The sequence below is a fragment of the Paraliobacillus zengyii genome, from assembly GCF_003268595.1.
Lineage (GTDB): Bacteria > Bacillota > Bacilli > Bacillales > Amphibacillaceae > Paraliobacillus_A > Paraliobacillus_A zengyii.
Genome location: NZ_CP029797.1, coordinates 2,316,268 through 2,333,339 on the forward strand (window position 1 = coordinate 2,316,268; position 17,072 = coordinate 2,333,339).

Annotated in this window: 21 protein-coding genes and 1 pseudogene; 3 read left to right on the forward strand and 19 right to left on the reverse strand. The window is 33.8% G+C overall.

Annotation, left to right across the window (positions count from 1 at the left end; translation table 11 throughout):
* Window positions 1–14: 14 nt before the first annotated feature.
* The gene (gpr, locus tag DM447_RS11850; RefSeq protein WP_112181411.1) at window positions 15–1,127 is read right to left on the reverse strand and encodes a GPR endopeptidase; all 1,113 of its coding nucleotides are present in this window, start codon (window positions 1,125–1,127) and stop codon (window positions 15–17) included.
* Between the two features lie 150 nt (window positions 1,128–1,277).
* On the opposite strand from gpr, the gene rpsT reads away from it, so the two are divergent.
* Window positions 1,278–1,544, forward strand: coding sequence for a 30S ribosomal protein S20 (gene rpsT / locus DM447_RS11855; protein ID WP_112181412.1), 267 nt, complete (start codon window positions 1,278–1,280; stop codon window positions 1,542–1,544).
* A gap of 71 nt (window positions 1,545–1,615) precedes the next feature.
* Here the strand turns inward: rpsT and holA are convergent, their stop codons facing one another.
* From holA to DM447_RS11915, 12 genes and pseudogenes are all read right to left on the reverse strand, one after another.
* Window positions 1,616–2,647: a DNA polymerase III subunit delta gene (holA, locus tag DM447_RS11860; protein ID WP_112181413.1), complete on the reverse strand. Its 1,032-nt coding sequence runs from the start codon at window positions 2,645–2,647 to the stop codon at window positions 1,616–1,618.
* A gap of 356 nt (window positions 2,648–3,003) precedes the next feature.
* The gene (locus tag DM447_RS11865) at window positions 3,004–5,283 is read right to left on the reverse strand and encodes a DNA internalization-related competence protein ComEC/Rec2 (protein WP_157967383.1); all 2,280 of its coding nucleotides are present in this window, start codon (window positions 5,281–5,283) and stop codon (window positions 3,004–3,006) included.
* A 43-nt stretch (window positions 5,284–5,326) separates the two neighbouring features.
* Window positions 5,327–5,770: pseudogene (locus DM447_RS11870) on the reverse strand (ComE operon protein 2); the annotation flags it as partial.
* Window positions 5,771–5,832: 62 nt separating this feature from the next.
* Window positions 5,833–6,450 (reverse strand): helix-hairpin-helix domain-containing protein, encoded by a 618-nt coding sequence (locus DM447_RS11875; protein ID WP_112181416.1) that lies wholly within the window; start codon window positions 6,448–6,450, stop codon window positions 5,833–5,835.
* 191 nt (window positions 6,451–6,641) lie between these two features.
* Window positions 6,642–7,391, reverse strand: a complete 750-nt coding sequence (locus DM447_RS11880; RefSeq protein WP_112181417.1) for a class I SAM-dependent DNA methyltransferase — start codon at window positions 7,389–7,391, stop codon at window positions 6,642–6,644.
* 3 nt (window positions 7,392–7,394) lie between these two features.
* Complete coding sequence (gene rsfS / locus DM447_RS11885; protein ID WP_112181418.1) at window positions 7,395–7,751, reverse strand: ribosome silencing factor; 357 nt, start codon at window positions 7,749–7,751, stop codon at window positions 7,395–7,397.
* A gap of 5 nt (window positions 7,752–7,756) precedes the next feature.
* Window positions 7,757–8,329, reverse strand: a complete 573-nt coding sequence (yqeK, locus tag DM447_RS11890) for a bis(5'-nucleosyl)-tetraphosphatase (symmetrical) YqeK (protein ID WP_112181419.1) — start codon at window positions 8,327–8,329, stop codon at window positions 7,757–7,759.
* The gene (locus DM447_RS11895) at window positions 8,316–8,885 is read right to left on the reverse strand and encodes a nicotinate-nucleotide adenylyltransferase (protein WP_112181420.1); all 570 of its coding nucleotides are present in this window, start codon (window positions 8,883–8,885) and stop codon (window positions 8,316–8,318) included. The genes yqeK and DM447_RS11895 overlap by 14 nt, the downstream gene beginning before the upstream one ends.
* 10 nt (window positions 8,886–8,895) lie before the next feature.
* Window positions 8,896–9,186 (reverse strand): ribosome assembly RNA-binding protein YhbY, encoded by a 291-nt coding sequence (yhbY, locus tag DM447_RS11900; protein WP_112181421.1) that lies wholly within the window; start codon window positions 9,184–9,186, stop codon window positions 8,896–8,898.
* Window positions 9,187–9,188: 2 nt separating this feature from the next.
* Window positions 9,189–10,028, reverse strand: coding sequence for a shikimate dehydrogenase (gene aroE / locus DM447_RS11905; RefSeq protein WP_112181422.1), 840 nt, complete (start codon window positions 10,026–10,028; stop codon window positions 9,189–9,191).
* A 31-nt stretch (window positions 10,029–10,059) separates the two neighbouring features.
* Entirely contained in the window at window positions 10,060–11,181 is a 1,122-nt protein-coding gene (gene yqeH, locus DM447_RS11910; protein WP_232824260.1) for a ribosome biogenesis GTPase YqeH, read from the reverse strand.
* On the reverse strand, window positions 11,169–11,684 hold the full coding sequence (locus tag DM447_RS11915; RefSeq protein WP_112181423.1) for a YqeG family HAD IIIA-type phosphatase: 516 nt from the start codon (window positions 11,682–11,684) through the stop codon (window positions 11,169–11,171). The genes yqeH and DM447_RS11915 overlap by 13 nt, the downstream gene beginning before the upstream one ends.
* A gap of 386 nt (window positions 11,685–12,070) precedes the next feature.
* Here DM447_RS11915 and sda point away from each other — a divergent pair, with 386 nt between their 5' ends.
* A complete protein-coding gene (gene sda / locus DM447_RS11920; RefSeq protein WP_112181424.1) occupies window positions 12,071–12,214 on the forward strand; it encodes a sporulation histidine kinase inhibitor Sda in 144 nt (47 codons plus the stop codon).
* Between the two features lie 132 nt (window positions 12,215–12,346).
* Window positions 12,347–13,045, forward strand: a complete 699-nt coding sequence (sigK, locus tag DM447_RS11925; protein WP_112181425.1) for an RNA polymerase sporulation sigma factor SigK — start codon at window positions 12,347–12,349, stop codon at window positions 13,043–13,045.
* A gap of 23 nt (window positions 13,046–13,068) precedes the next feature.
* Here the strand turns inward: sigK and DM447_RS11930 are convergent, their stop codons facing one another.
* The 6 genes from DM447_RS11930 to DM447_RS11955 form a co-directional block, all read right to left on the reverse strand.
* Entirely contained in the window at window positions 13,069–13,278 is a 210-nt protein-coding gene (locus DM447_RS11930; RefSeq protein ID WP_157967384.1) for a YrhC family protein, read from the reverse strand.
* 81 nt (window positions 13,279–13,359) lie between these two features.
* Complete coding sequence (gene mtnN, locus DM447_RS11935) at window positions 13,360–14,055, reverse strand: 5'-methylthioadenosine/S-adenosylhomocysteine nucleosidase (protein ID WP_112181427.1); 696 nt, start codon at window positions 14,053–14,055, stop codon at window positions 13,360–13,362.
* A 26-nt stretch (window positions 14,056–14,081) separates the two neighbouring features.
* A complete protein-coding gene (locus DM447_RS11940) occupies window positions 14,082–14,762 on the reverse strand; it encodes a YrrS family protein (protein ID WP_112181428.1) in 681 nt (226 codons plus the stop codon).
* A gap of 277 nt (window positions 14,763–15,039) precedes the next feature.
* Complete coding sequence (gene greA / locus DM447_RS11945) at window positions 15,040–15,516, reverse strand: transcription elongation factor GreA (RefSeq protein WP_112181429.1); 477 nt, start codon at window positions 15,514–15,516, stop codon at window positions 15,040–15,042.
* A 188-nt stretch (window positions 15,517–15,704) separates the two neighbouring features.
* Window positions 15,705–16,340, reverse strand: coding sequence for a uridine kinase (gene udk / locus DM447_RS11950; protein ID WP_112181430.1), 636 nt, complete (start codon window positions 16,338–16,340; stop codon window positions 15,705–15,707).
* A gap of 3 nt (window positions 16,341–16,343) precedes the next feature.
* Window positions 16,344–17,006: an O-methyltransferase gene (locus DM447_RS11955; RefSeq protein ID WP_112181431.1), complete on the reverse strand. Its 663-nt coding sequence runs from the start codon at window positions 17,004–17,006 to the stop codon at window positions 16,344–16,346.
* Between the last annotated feature and the right edge of the window lie 66 nt (window positions 17,007–17,072).

The following is a 17,072-nucleotide window of genomic DNA, read 5'->3' on the forward strand; positions in this document are numbered from 1 at the left end:
AATTTCATTTCTTTCTAACGTGTATAGGCTCCAGAATTACTGATTGTTACTGTTTGATGTAACGCTGCATTAATTCCTGATGCTAATAGATGTGCCATGTCTTTCATATAGCCGTCTACTTCCTTTGGCGTAACCATTAAGTTGTGTCCAAGTGGCGTCAATACCTCTTGAATTAAGGTGCGTTTTTCTTCTTCATTTAACCCACCAATCATGCCGAACATAGCTTTTCGTTTCTCTAGTTTTGGCATGTCCTCATCTGATAAAGTGCGTTTTCCAAAGTTCATACTTGCAGGTGTAAGACTTTTAGATGGTCTATCTTTTTCAGCCCATTCCCGGCCAAAATGTTTTAACATATAATCAATCGTATCACTCGTAATTGTTACAGCATCGACTACTGTTGGAACACCTATAGCTATAACAGGAATTCCTAATGTCTCTCTACTTAACTCTTTACGCTTATTCCCGACGCCTGAACCTGGATGTATCCCAGAGTCTGAAATTTGAATCGTTGCGTTAACACGTTCGATTGATCGTGAAGCTAATGCGTCAATTGCAATAACGAAATCCGGTTTTATTTTCTCAATGATGCCCACAATAATGTCGCTTGTTTCAATACCTGTAACTCCCATTACACCAGGAGTTAATGAAGAGACAGAGCGATAGCCTTCTGCTACTGTTTCAGGATGAAGCTTAAATAAATGACTTGTAATAAGCGATTTCTCTACCGTCATTGGTCCAAGTGCATCCGGGGTTACATTACCATTACCTAATCCTACAATTAAACAGGTCGCATCCTCTTTAAGATTCGTTTCTTCTAATAGTTTTACTAACTCTTTTGCTAGAACTTGTGCTGCTTCTTCTTGCAGATGACTATCTTGCCGTTTCACACCTTCTGTATGAATGGTAATGTAGTTTCCAACTTTTTTTTGAATTTTTTCTGCGCCTACTTTATCAATTTGAACATAAGTAACAAGTGTATCTTTTTCTTTATGTTCATTTATTACCACGCCTTCAATTTTCTTTTCTGTATCGTTTTCCTCTTCTACATACATATCCTTTGCTTCTACTGCCAAGTCTGTTCTAATAGAAGGTTTCCTATCATGAGATTGAGCCAATTTCTTCACCATCCTTTTCTATATAGACTTGCCAGACCAATTAAAAAAAATACGTATTCCTAACCTTATAGATATTTATATTGAAAAATTCGCTGTGCTTTGGTACAATGTCTCTTGTTCCATAGTAATTTATAATGGATCTCAAAACGTGGAGGTGAAATCATGGCTAATATTAAATCAGCAATTAAACGTGTACGTTTGAATAATGAAAAACGCGCGCATAATGCACCAATTAAATCTGAAATGCGCTCTAACATTAAACAAGTAGAAAACTTCGTTGCCGAAAAGAATGTAGAAAGTGCAAAAACAGCTTTACAACGTGCAATTAAAAAAATTGACAAAGCAGTTCAAAAGGGCATTGTCCATAAAAATAATGGTAATCGTCAAAAATCACGCCTTACTAAAAAAGTAAATGAGCTTAGTGCTTAATTACTTTTTATGACCAACGAAAAAAAGCGACCCTTTTAAAAGAAGGATCGCTTTTTTAATTACTATATTTTTTATGCCAACTTTTGTTGAATTAATTGGTAAAGTAATAGTTCAAACGCTAATGGTTTATCAATCTTACCTTGCTTGATCTGTGCATCTGTTGTTGCACAAGCATCTATTATGAACTCCAACCTTTTTTGCGTGAATTTCTTTTCTCTTTCCATCGACATTTTTACTACATAAGGATGCACTTTTAAGTATTGTGCCATTTGTTTTTGACCGTAGCCTTTTTGCACTAAAACTTTGACATGATAAAGTGTTCGAAACTGAGACGCTAATAAAGCGACTAGCGCAATAACTTCCTCATTCATTCTTTCTAAATCTTTATAAATCTGAATCGCTTTATTTAGATCTTTAGCGATTACTGCGTCAACTAATTTTAATCCAGATGTGTTTGCTTGATGTGCTACTAAATCTTCTGCAATAGAAGCAGTTACTGTCCCATTCGTACCTACATACGTCGCTAATTTCTCTAATTCCTTTTGTAACATTAGTAGGTTAGTTCCAGTTTCTCGAACAATTAATTCATAAACTGGCTTTTCTAATTTAACTTGGAGCGTTTTAGCCATATGATCAATCCATCGGTCCACATTCCAAGCTTTTATTTCTTCACAATCAACCATTGTAGCTTGTTTCTTTAACAATTTTATTAATTTTTTCCGCTCATCTAACTTTTCATATGGAGCAATTAAGACAAGTGTGGAATAATCTACCGGTTGCTCAATATAGTTTTGTAAGCTTTCTAAATTATGATCTACATTAGATTTATCCTGCTTAGCAGTTAAAAATAATGGGTTATAAGCAAAAATTATTTTTCTTCCGCCAAAAAATGGGTATGTTTCTGCATCCATTACAACCTCTTGAATTGTTGTTTCTTCTAAGTCGTAACGAATAATATTTGATTCTTTATCTTCAGGTGCCAAACCAGTAAAGATCAACTGCTTATTAATAGCTTCAATTAAGAATGATTCTGTGCCATATAAAACATATAAAGACTGTAATTCTTGATTTTTTATTGTTTCAATTGCTTTAAAATAATCCACTTTTTTCACTCCGATAGTTCTACATTGATATATATATCCTAAAGTGAATAGCTAAAGAAAACAAGCGGTAATTTCAAAAAAAGGAGGAAGCGATGAATATCACTTCCTCCGCAATCTATATGAACGTTTTAATAACAGTCCTAGGTAGCTGGCATTAAAACGATGTTTTCAATTATAGATTGACCCAAGGATTAAAAAATAGGCATGTAAACTGTTGCTAACAAAGGAAATTGCCCTAAAGTAAACTGGTAGCAATTAGATTATTATGATTTATACATAACAAAAACGCTTAAGCTCTACTTTTTCTAAAATAAATCATGAAGTAACCGTTTCTATTTGTTTGAACCTAAGATATATTATGGTAAGAATGATGAAAATGTTCCTTGATCTCCAGTATTTTTATACGTATATTGTATCGCTCCTTGTTTATCGGTTCGGTATATGATGATGTTCTCTTTTGATAAGCGTTCGATAACATCTTGATCTGGATGATTATATTGATTATTTTCACCAACGGAGATTAATGCAATTTGAGGACGAAATGCTTGTAAAAAGCTAGAAGAAGTAGAAGAATGACTACCGTGATGCGCAACCTTTAGAACATCCACTTTTATATTGGGATAATTTTTCACAAGTATTTGTTCTACATCTGCACTAATATCTCCTGTGAAAAGCCACATTAAAGATCCAATTTTAGACGCTATAACTAGCGAATTGTCATTTTCCGCTTCTTGATTCACTTCTGGATGCATCACATAAAATTGTTGTTGATCAATCATAAAGTGCTCATCTTTTTTTAGATAATCCCAGTTAATTTCTTCTTTTTTTATTACATTAGCTAACTCCTGAGGTGGGGTAAAATAAGTACTTGTTACTATACGTTGGACAGGAAATTCCTCTAATAAGAAAGGTAAACTTCCTATATGATCATGGTCAGCATGTGATAGTACAACTAAATCAATATTCCCAATACCTCTACTGTACAAATATGGTTTTATTACTTGTTGATAAGTCCGATCAGATGGGGTTTTAAAATCACTTTCCATCGTTCCTGCAGCATCGATAACAATGACACCTTTTCGATAAGGTAGTTCTATAATAATCGAATCCCCTTGACCTACATCAAGCATTGTGATTGTTCCATTTCCGTTAATATATGGACGACAAGCGATCCAAAAAACTAAACCAATTAATACTAATCCGTTTAAAATAGCCATTCTTTTCTTTTTATCATCTAGTGCAATGAATAAGAAAAACAAACATAAATAATATGGAATATAGTAATATATAGGGAATTCACCGATTATCCATGGATAATACCATTTTTGATCAATCCATTCTATTATGGATAAAGCAGGTTGATGAAGATGAATAAAAGTGCTATCGATTAACGTAGTCAAAAACGGAAAGAAATAAATGGAAAGAAGCATGAGGAACAAAACAGGCATAACTATAATAGAAAAGTAAGGTACGACTATAGTATTTAGTATCAGTGATAATGGATTCAAAAAATAAAAATGGGCTATTTGAATAGGTAAAACACTAACTAAGCTAATAAAACTTATTCGAAATATAAGATTTAATTTTCCGCTACTTCTGGTTATAAAATGTTTAGACAACAAAATGGATAAGGTTACAAGAAAAGAAAATTGAAAACCTAATTGGTAAATGATTTGTTTATCAAATAAAACACAAATAAAGAAAACTATACTTAGACTATCAATCATTCCTAAGTTTATTTTATTTTTCATCATAATAAATCCTAATATCGTCATCCATGCAGCTCGCCATACAGATGGAGCCCCTCCACTAATAAACGGATAAACCATCAACAATGCAAGTAATAGATAAAATGCTTTCTCTTTCGTAACCATACCAGTCTTAATTAAGATAAAATAAACAAAGCTACTAATTAATCCTACATGTAAGCCAGATATAGCTAGCAGGTGGGACAACCCCCATCGTTCGAATACATTGATGATGGCCTTTTCGTCAATCAATGCGTCTCGGCCTAATAATAGCGCTTGGAGCCACCCACTCGCAAAACTACTTATTTCCCTTTCAATTTTAACTATGATATTTTTCCGCAAAGTGAAAAGCTCATTTTCAAATGAAGAGCCAGTACATTTTAGATCGCTTTGCTCGATCGTTATGAGATAGGTTATTTTTTGTTTAAAAAGGTATTCTTGATAATTAAATTGACCTGGATTTTTGCTGACTGGAGGTATTTCTGGTGATCCTTGTAACTGACATGTGGCACCTGTTTTCCAAGTTGTAGAGGAGGATAGATCCTCTTCATTTTTAAAGTTAGTGACAAGAAGATCTTGATTTGTTATAGCATCATGAAAGACAAATGAGGTTTTTAACGGAGTAGAGTCTATCTCTGAGGTGATGGTTCCCATGAAATCCTGAACTTCACCATCTAATATTTTATTTTGATTCGATGGATAATAGTAAAAAGAGAAAATGAAACATGTACTACACATGATCATAATATCCACAATTCTTATCCGTTTGTTCTTGAATAGTAGGTATAACCAAAGAAAAAATATACCATAAAGGAATAACAATCGCAGTGTGATTGCAATTATTCCAATAATAGCACTAACTGCAATCAGATGCCATTTTCCACGCACAATTGGCTCTCCTCTTTTCTATTTTTAATTAATTTTCAGGTATTAAGTCGATTGAAACTTGTTCTAATACGACTTTTTCAACATGAACCCCTGCTTCACGAAAGAGATCAATTGCATATGGGTGATTTTTATAATCTGTTGCATAATAAACAGACTTAATACCACCTTGAATAATAGACTTACAACATTGTAAACAAGGAAAATGCGTTACATACATTTCTGCTCCATCTGTTGCTACGCCAAATTTTGCGCACTGTAATAATCCATTTATCTCTGCATGAATCGTACGCACGCAATGTCCGTCAATCACATAACAGCCTTCATCAATACAATGCGTACTACCGGAAACACTTCCGTTATATCCGCCTGCAATAATTCGTTTATCACGAACAATCGTTACTCCTACCATTAATCTCTCACACGTACTACGCAAAGCAATTAAATGACTTTGCGCCATAAAATACTGATCCCATGAAATTCTTTCCATTCATACATACCTCACTTACTTTTTTCTAAAGTTTATCCAACAAATGAACATTCGTCAATGACTTATGGAATTTGTATGAATTCCGCAAGATTCTCAATTGTTTTAGTTCCAATTCCAGTTATACCTTCTAAATCCTGAATCGATGTGAATGGGCCATTTTCTTCTCGATACTGCAAAATGGCATCAGCCTTAACTCCACCAATGCCTGGTAGGGTTTCTATTTCTTCTTTAGTGGCTGTATTAAGGGGAATTTTAGATGTAGTTGTTTCATTTGTGGTTGTTTGTAAGGTTTGTATCTCTTCCCCAATTTTCGGGACAATTATCACCATTTCATCTACTACTTTTTGGGCTAAGTTTACTTGCTCTAGATTGGCTTGATCAGTAAACCCACCTGCCATTTCAATTACTTCTTTCACACGTTTCTCTCCAGTAATTTCATACATATCAGGTTTCATCACTTCACCTTTCACATCTACAAACTGCTTGACTGGCTCTGTTGTATGCTCTATGGGATTAACTATTTCTTCCTCTAACTCCATTTCTGGTTCTGTCTGACTAACATTCGAACGAATAGTCGTATTAGTCATCTGACTAGAATTGATTAATTCCCATAATCCAAATGCTATTATACCAATAACGACACTAGCGATTAGCCAATTGTTTTTTAACCAATAAAACATTTCCAAACTCCTCTCTTTTGCATAAGGTATGGAAAGGAAAAAGCACATGGGAAATTCAAAAATAAATAGGTAGGCATATATTTTTCAAAAAACGAACACTTCTTATTTCGACAAAAGATTTGTTTATCCTGCAATTTTATAAAAAAAGAAAAAACGCTCATTCTTTTTTATGAGAATGAACGTTTTAATTTCTATTTTTGACATACAAAAAAGATTCGTTGTTCTTTTTCGATCGTTTCCTTTGAAATTGGTTCGAAATTAAAATCAGCATATAAACCTTTGATTTCAAATCCACATTTTTTTAATAACCTTTCATATGTAGGTATTGGAAAAGTCCGTTGATGATGAATCTCATCAAATCGATCATATTGTTTTTGATCTTGAATAAAAAAGGTTAGATTATGAAAAACTTCCCCTTCTTGTTCACCTGGCTCACAGAACCAAACATACCCCATATCTTCATACATTTCTGAGAAAACTTGATCTTTTAATTCTGATTCCACATATCCTATTGCATGAATATCAAATAAAAATAAACCATTTGGTTTCAATAGCTGCTCAACATTACTGAATACGTTCGCTAATTCTTCCTCTGTTGTGATGTAATTGATAACATCGCAATAGCTAACAGCGGCATCAAATTGGCTTAAACCATTCAAAGAACGTAAATCCTGTTCAACCCATTGAATTTTTAAGTTGTTTGCACTTGCTCTTTGCTCAGCATGACTTAACATATCAGCCGCTAAGTCGACACCTACTAAATCATAACCAGATTGTGAAAGTAGACAAGTGATTTGTCCAGTTCCACAACCTAAGTCAATTATTTTTTTTGTTTCAGTTCCATACTTTTTTAATGCATACTTTGTAAAAGCATGCCAATCATCATAAGGAGCATCTTCCATTAGTAGATCATATACATATGACATCTTATTGTAAGACATTGTTTATCCCTCTTTTGAGAAATGCATCTCCACTAGTGGTGCATCACCCCAAAGTCGCTCAAGATTATAATAGTTACGCTCATCACTATGGAAAATATGACAAACAACATCGCCTAAATCAACTAGGATCCAGCGTGCTTGGTCAAATCCTTCCATTCGCTTTACATTAATATCTAATTCTTCAGCTTTTTCCTTTATTTCTCTTGCAATTGACTGTACTTGTCTTTCATTACTTGCATCACAAATTAAAAAATAATCCGCCATTGATGAAACTTGTTGCATATTTAATAAAACAATATCGTTACCTCGTTTGTCATCACAAGCTTGTGCTGCTAATTTTGCAATTTCTTCGTTATTCATTAAATTTATTCCCCCAGTTTAATTTTACTTTTCAGATGATTATATGCATGTATCGCATCTGGATAAATCTTTTGATTATGTGTTATTAAGTGTTGTATTGTATTTTTTAAAGTTAAAAACACAGCATAATCCAAATCCTGTATTGCTTGTTCACGCACATCTTCAACTCCAGGAAAGTTTCTACCTGGTTCAATGTAATCCGCTAAAAAGATAATTTTTTCCATTGTATTCATATATGCCTTGCCTGTTGTGTGCCAATGAATAGCCTGTAAAATAGTTCGATCTGTTATGCCTACTTCACGTTCTACTAATAAAGCACCTACTGGACCGTGCCATAGTTCTGAATGATAATCCAATAAGTCTTTTGGCAATGTCGACTTTTCAATCCATCGTTTCATTTCATCTAAATCACGATATTTTGCATAATCATGAAAAATTGCAGCAAGTTCAATTTTATCAGTTGGTTGCTCATAGTGTACAGCTAAATCAATCGCTGTATCCGCTACACGGATAGTATGCTCATACCTTGCTAACTTTAAATGTGATTTTACTATTTGTAAACTTTCAGTTCGATTCATACAAATGGAACTCCTTTATCACGCGTAGTACGCTTGGGGTCACTAAATATTTAATTGATTGTTCCTTTTTTATCCTTTTACGAATCATTGTGGATGATATATCCATTATCGGGATATCTAATCCAATGACTGGATAATCTGTTTTTAAAACATAATCTGGTCGTTTCACACCAACAAATTGAATTAATCCTATTAACTCATCAATACGATACCATTTCGGTAAATATTCCACCATATCCGCGCCAATAATAAAATAAAACGTAATGTCTGGATGTTTTTCATTTAATAACATTATGGTATCAAATGTGTACGATTTACCTAAACGATCAACTTCAATTGTGTGCAGAAGAAAATGATCGTTATCTGCAATTGCTACTTCTAGCATATTAATTCTTTGTGTTACAGTTGTCGTTGTCTTCGCTTTATGTGGTGGTTCATAGGAAGGAATAAACCAAATTTCATCCAGCCCTAACTGTGTATAAGCTTCTTCAGCTATCATCAAATGTCCGATATGTGGCGGATCAAATGTTCCTCCTAATAGGCCTACTTTTTTCATTTTGTTCTCCTTATGGAAGCTCGATCTGTTTATTTTCTACTGACTCTTTATATAACACAATATTGTTTCCGATTACTTGTACAAGTTCTGCTTCTGTACCTTGCACCAATTGATCAGCAACAACATCTTTATCTTCAGCACAATTCTGCAGCACACTTACTTTGATTAACTCTCTTTTTTCTAGTGCTTCATTTACTTGTACAATCATGTTCTCATTAACACCTGTTTTTCCTACTTGGAAAATCGGTCGTAATGGATTCGCTTTTGCTCGTAATGAGCGTTTTTGTTTACCTGTTAACATAGTTATTCATTCCCTTTTAAAATGTCTTCTAGCCCTGATAGTAGTGGCTCAATCGTTACTTCTTTTCCACTCCATAATTGAAAGGCTAATTTTGCCTGATATAACAGCATCATATGCCCTTGATGGATAGAAGCACCCTTATGCTGTGCCTCTAAAAGAAATTGTGTCATTAATGGTTGATAGACAATATCACTAACAACTGTATCGTTATTAACATACTCTAATGAAATAATTTGTTCTTGTGTAACTGGTTTCATTCCAACTGATGTTGTTTGAATAATTAAATCGTAATCCTGAACATGTTTCTCAGCTTCTTGAAAACTTAAAGCACGTGAGTTTACTTTATCCGTTCTATTCAAAGGAAGCAAGTCTGTCGCTTTTTTCAACGTGCGATTGGCAATGTCCACTGTCTCAAATGATGCACCACACAAAGCGTAAAATATACCTCTAGCAGCACCACCCGCCCCTAATACGAGTACACGCTTATCCCCAGAAAAAAGCATTGGAAATTGTGATTGCATTGCCGTCAGATATCCTGCTCCATCTGTATTATAACCAACCCATTTACCATTTTTAAATACCACTGTGTTTACTGCACCAATTAAAGCAGCATAAGTGTCTACTTCATCTAAATATTTCATAATGGATTGTTTATACGGTACGGTAACATTAAAGCCATCCAATTTATCTTCTTTAAGTTTCTCAACAGTTTCACGAAAATTTTCTCTCTCCGTCTCATATAACAAATATGTACCATCCCTATCTATTTGTTGAAGAAACTGTTGATGGATCCAAGGTGATAAAGAATGCTTGATTGGATAACCAATTAAGCCTAATTTCATCCTACTCTCCCCCTTTTCTTCTAGATAGCTGTTATATAAGTGCGTCTCTACGTGATACGGGCATAATGTCCGGTGAATGCGCACTGACAGTTGCATGATTTCCAGTAACAGTAATCCAACCTAATCCTGGAAAAACAATATCTGTTTTATTATCTTTCACTTTAAAAGATTGTTCTTTTAAAGCTGGATATTCCGTTACATTTTCTTTACTTGGTGGTGTTAACATTTCTCCTACATGTTTCTCATAAAGGTTTTCTGCATTATCTAATTTTGTTCGATGGATTGTTAGTTGGTTCGCAAAATAACAGACAAATGATTGTTTCTCTCCTTTTACAAAATCAAATCGTGCAAGTCCACCTACATATAACGTTTGTCCTTCTTGCAATTGATAAACGCGTGGTTTAATCTCTTTAGTTGGTGTAATTGTCTTCAAGTCAAAATCCGACATGTAGTGTGATAACTGTTTTCTATTGATTACACCTGGCGTGTCATATAATGCGGTTGAATCATCTAAAGGAATCTCAATAAAACCAAGTGTTGTCCCCGGAAAGTATGAAGTGGTTATTGCATCTTTCGTACCAGTTGACTCATTTATTAGTCGATTAATAAATGTTGATTTCCCGACATTCGTGCTTCCTACTACATATACATCTTGCTTTTTACGGTATGACTCAATTGCATTTTTAACTTGATCCATTCCTTGTCCTGTGGAAGCGGAGATTAAAAATACATCTTGCACGACAAGTCCTAGATCAGCAGCTGACTTTTTCATCCATTGTCTTAACTTACTAACATTAGTCGATTTAGGCAATAGATCGACTTTGTTCCCTATTAAAATAATTGGATTATCGCCTGTCAAACGATGTAGACTTTTAATAAAGCTCCCATTAAAATCAAATACATCTACTAATTTAACAATTAATCCTTTTGTTTTACTGATTTGACTTAGCATATCTACAAAGTCTTGATCAGTATACGAGACATCTTGAACTTCATTATAGTGTTTTAACCTAAAACATCGTTTACAGATGATGGTATCATTTTTTAAAGCAGACAGTGGAACATAACCTGCTTCGTCTTCATTTATAGTTTGAATTGGTGCACCACATCCTTGACAGATATCATCTAATCGTTCTGTGTCTATTCCTTCCACGTTATCATTCCTTTCTTTCGCATCCAACTTAGAATTCTTCGTTCCATTTTTCGATTAATTCGTGTTAACATACCATCCGTTTGGACAATAGGTACAACGAGGATTGTATAGAAACCTGCACTATTACCACCTAATATATCAGTCATTAATTGATCGCCTATAACAACAACCTCTTCTTTTTCCAAGCCCATCCGCTTAGCTGCTTTTTTAAAAGCTCGGTTCAATGGCTTTCTAGCACTATATACGAAAGGTCTTTTTAAAGGTTCAGAAAATATACGAACTCTTTCTTCCTTATTATTTGAAATAATAGTTACGTTAATATCATTTTCTTCCATGCTTTGAAACCATTCGACAATTTCAGGTGTTGCATCTACTACATCCCAAGCCACTAAAGTATTATCTAAATCTGTAATAATACCGGTAATACCTTTCTCTTTTAAAGATTCTGGCGTTATTTCGAAAATAGTTTGTACATGTTGATTTGGTAAAAATTTTTTTAGCACGTCATTTGCCACCTCTGTTTACATTTACCTCTCCCATTCCACTTACTCATCATAAACAATTTATCACGTTCTTTCAAAACTATTCTACTAAAAACGCAATAAAATTATATGTATATGCTTTTTAAACCCTTTATATTCCCGAAAATCGTTCGACAAATTAATGGTTTTTTCACGACTGTGGATAACTTTATGCACACGAAAAATCGCGATAAGACAAGATTTTTCAAGTTTTTCCTCACATTACTAACAAGTTATCTACAGGCTATGTAGATAACTATTCGCTTGTATCAAACATTTTAATTTGTTAAAGTATTAATAACTTCTTCCTCATGAGATACAAAAATCGACTTAATATTGTATATCCAATACTTTAGGAGGGGCTAAAGATGAAACACTTATCAGATGATTTATTAATTGAGTCGTACTATAAAGCATATGAATTAAAGCTCAGTCCAGAATTTATACGCTTAATTGAGCAAGAAATCGAACGCAGGTCACTTGCTAATTACATTCACTATTTTGCTAATTAGCAAGTTTCTCCACTCACTAAATTATTCTACAATACTAATCAATCAGTTTATATAGGACAGACACTATTATGATGTTTCCTTCATAGATTAGGGATATAGGCAAAAGCCCAAACGCTATGGAGGTGCATATACTTGTCAACGATCTTAAGTGCGCTTGCTTTACTAATGAAGGATGCACTTTTCTTTGTATCTTATGTAAAAAACCACGCTTTTCCACAACCACTCAATTCAAAAGAAGAGGCCATTCAAATCAAAAAAATGCTTGAAGGAGACGAAGATGCTAGAAACATGCTAATCGAACATAATTTACGATTGGTAGCACACATTGTTAAGAAATTCGAAAATACTGGTGAGGATAATGAAGATTTAATTTCAATTGGTACCATTGGGTTGATTAAGGGAGTAGAAAGTTTTTCAATGGATAAAGGAACTAAATTAGCGACCTATGCTGCTCGCTGTATTGAAAATGAAATCTTGATGCATCTTAGAGCATTAAAGAAGACTAAAAAAGATGTTTCCTTACAGGATCCAATAGGGCAAGATAAAGAAGGTAATGAAATCAGTTTAATAGATATATTACAAGCTGAAAATGATGATATTGTTGAATTTATACAATTAAACATGGAAGTTGCTAAAATTCAAAAATACTTAAACATTTTAGATAATCGCGAGAAACAAGTTATAACAAGCCGCTATGGTTTAAGTAAAGAAGATGAATTAACACAAAGGGAAATTGCAAAGAAACTAAATATATCTCGAAGTTATGTATCTCGAATAGAGAAACGAGCGTTAATGAAAGTATTCCATGAATATTATAAAAAAGAGAGATAAAGAGCACTCCTATGGGTGCTCTTTTACTCTTTATTCCTTACTTTTATTATTAAAGTCTGAAACCATAATGCACCACCCAAACATGCAAGCATTAAGGTTATCAAATATGTTAAGTGTTCTGTTTGCTGACGTACATAAGCCTCTATTATGAGACCAGCGTATAAATAACTACTAAGAATTAATAGAACAAGCAAGAAGCGTTGAAAGTCTCTAACTTTTGTATCATTCCCCATCTTGGTCTCTCCTTTACCGATGATGTATGTTGATAATAACATGCATTCGGTGTGAAAAAACCTAGTAATTCATGGGAAACATTAAATATCTTGAACAACTTCCATAATTAATTGCGCAGCATGTTTTGCTGCGGTATCCAAAAATGCATCAAACGATACAGCTGATTCTTTACCGGCAATATCAGATAAAGCTCTTATTATTACGAAAGGCGTATTATATTGGAAACATACTTGTGCAATCGCTGCTGCCTCCATTTCAGTTGCAATCAACAAAGGGAATTTTTCTCTAACAAATTCAACACGTATTGGATCCTGCATAAAGGAATCTCCTGTTCCTATTAGACCTTGTTTGGCTTTCACATGAAGGATTTGTTTAATAACCTTTTCCACTTTCTCTATTAGAAAGGGATCAGCAAGGTATGTTTCTGGTAAACCAGGTACTTGTCCATATGCATACTGAAATGCTGTTACATCAACATCATGATGTGTTACAGCATTCCCAATAACTAAATCACCAACATCTAAAGTTGCATCAAAACCACCAGCAGAGCCTGTATTTATAATGTAAGTTGGTTTATAGCGTTCATGTAAGATGGTCGTTGCCATTGCTGCATTAACTTTCCCTATTCCTGATTGCAAGATAACAACACTTTTCCCTTTAAGAGAACCTGTTATAAATAAACAGTTAGCTATTTTTTCTTCTTTTTCAATATTTGTCATGTTGTCTTTTAATAACGCTATTTCTTGATCCATTGCCCCAATTATCCCGATAATCATGCTCTATTTCTCCTTCAATAATACTTTTAGTTTTCGCTAGTAAAGCGATATTTTTGGTCATTTTCATTTAATATTTCCACCTGAGTTGGTTTCCAACCTTGATTTTCAATCCAAGCTATAAAAACGCGGTAATGTTCAGACTCCTCACTATTTGAAAAGGTTGTAATCACTTGTTGTTCACCATTTCCTGCGACCCATAAATAAATCATATTCTCAGTTGATAAACCTGTAGCTAACGAAGCAGCACGCATCATCTCTTCCCAATCCTCAGAAGTTTTTTCCCATACAATTTCATGTGGTTCTTCTTGATTAGTTGGAATAGGATTCCAATTCCCAGTATACGCTTCTATGACATTTTCGTCTTCTGATTCTACTACTTCCAAATTAACTTCTTCTGTTCCATCGGTTTCTAGTTCCAATTGCTCCTCCGCTAGTTCATCAGTATCAGTTGTTTCATTCACATCTTCTTGATCTTGTTCCGTATCTTGCGTATCTGCTTCAGAAGTTACGTTATCTTCGTTTAATTCTGACTTTGCCGCTGTATCTTCTAATGCATCGTCATCTTCGCCACCAGAAAACACAAGAATTGCAATAAAACAAATAATAAGCGCTACACCTAACAAAGCAAGATAGGATAACCATTTTGTATTTTTACGTCTTTTCTCAAATCTATTTAAGCGACTATATTGATCAAAATCTTCTGGCATATAGTTTCCTCCCTCTTGACCATTTTACCTTATATTATGTTCTAGTAATGCAATCAATTTCCCTTTTAAAATTGTCATTTTTTAAAAGGTTGTTTTTTATGCTACGTTACCATAAACTTTATAATCTACGTCGCAGTTTCTCTCAAGTCTTGATATTCAAAGTAATGGTTTGCGAAAAAACTTTTAAATTATTAAAAAATGTTTCATGCCAATAAGTAGCATGAAACATTTTAATTTATTGTCTTTGATTTAAAATCTTATTCATTATGTCGTTCACTTATTTAACACTTATTATTTTCACATTCATATCACCAGCAGGTGTTGAAACAGCCAGCGATTCTCCAATTTCACGTCCAAGTAAACTTTTAGCTATTGGTGAGTCATTTGAGATTTTACCTTCAAAAGGATCTGCCTCAGCACTACCTACAATTGTGTAGGTTTCTTCATCACCATTTGGTAACTCTTGAAACGTAACAGTCTTACCAAGTGAAACAACATTTGGATTTTGGTTATCATTTTCAATAATAACTGCATGCCGTATCATATTCTCAACATGGCCTATACGTGCTTCTACAAAAGCCTGCTCATCTTTCGCTGCATCATACTCAGAGTTCTCAGATAGATCACCAAAATCACGTGCTTCTTTTATACGTTCAACAATTTCTTGACGTTTCTCTGTTTTTAATAAATGCAATTCGTTTTCTAACTTTTCTTTTCCTTCTTGCGTCATATAATAGCTTTTCTCTACAGCCATTCTAAACACTCCTTTTAATTCCAACCCTTTTTAAACAGCAAATTACTTATTGATATTTATTCATAAAGTAGTCTGAATATGTCAATCTAATGTAAAAGTAAACGTTTAATAAAACTACTAACCAATACTATGGCAGATTTTTTGTAATATTTCAATACTTTTCTTTTGAAACTTTTTAAGAGATTTGTTTAATTCATCTTACGAGCTAATATTGTTTGTATCTTTGTAGCCATTAAATCAATCGCAACGAGGTTTTCGCCACCTTCTGGAATAATAATATCTGCATAGCGTTTTGTTGGCTCAACAAATTGTAAGTGCATTGGTCTTACTACATTAATATATTGATCGATAACGGAATCAATCGTACGCCCACGCTCTTTAATGTCACGAAGCATTCTTCTAATAATTCGGACGTCAGCATCCGTGTCAACGTATACTTTTATATCCATTAAATCTAATAATCGTGGATCTTCTAAGATTAGTATTCCTTCTAAAATAATTACTTCTTTAGATTCAACAGATACTACTTGATCAGAACGAGTATGCTGTTTATAGTCATAAATTGGCTTATCAACAGCTTTATGTTGTAATAATTGATGCAGATGCTTAATTAAAAGATCATTATCAAATGCTAACGGATGATCATAGTTCGTTTCTAATCTTTCTTCAAAGGGTAGATGCGACTGATCCTTATAATAATAGTCTTGTTCAATAACTAAAATGGTCTTATCAGCAAAACGTTTGCAAATTGAACGCGTAACAGATGTCTTTCCAGAACCAGATCCACCGGCTACACCTATTACGATAGGCTTTTCATTACTCATGTGTTAACTATCCCCTTTATTATCATGTTGTTGTTTTTTTGTTGTTATTGCTATCCCATCGCCTATAGGTACAATTGTAGTATGATAAGCTGACATGTTAACTAACCATTCATTATAGGCACGAATCTTTGTTGCAATACGTTGTTGTCCTTTATTTTGGCTACTGTCAGTAGCAACCATTCCTTTGAATAAAACATTATCAGATATAATAATGCCATCTTCATTTAAAAATGGCGAATACAATTCGAAAAATCGTTGATATTGTCCTTTTGCTGCATCGATAAAAAGAAGATCAAACTTCCCTTTTACTTCTACTTCATTACTAATATCGAGCGCATCACCGAAAACTAAATCGATAGTGTCAGTATCACCATAGTTTGAAATATTACTAATAGCTTCTTGATATCTTAGTAGGTCTCGTTCTATTGTTACAATAGTAGTACTAGGATATGCACTTGCCATTTGTAAGGCAGAATAGCCAATAGCGGTGCCTATTTCAAGTATTTTTTTTGGCTTTTTCATTCGAATTATTTGTTTTAAAAAAGCAATACCAGTTGGTTCCATAATTGGAACGTGGTTAGCATTAGCATAAATCTCTAGCTCTTTTACCCAATTATCCTGTGATTCAATTAAACTGGATAAATATTCTTCCGTTTCCTTGTCCATTTAATTTAAATTCCACCTTTTCACGCTTAAAATAAGGAAATTAGGAGCGATTATCAAGTAATCACC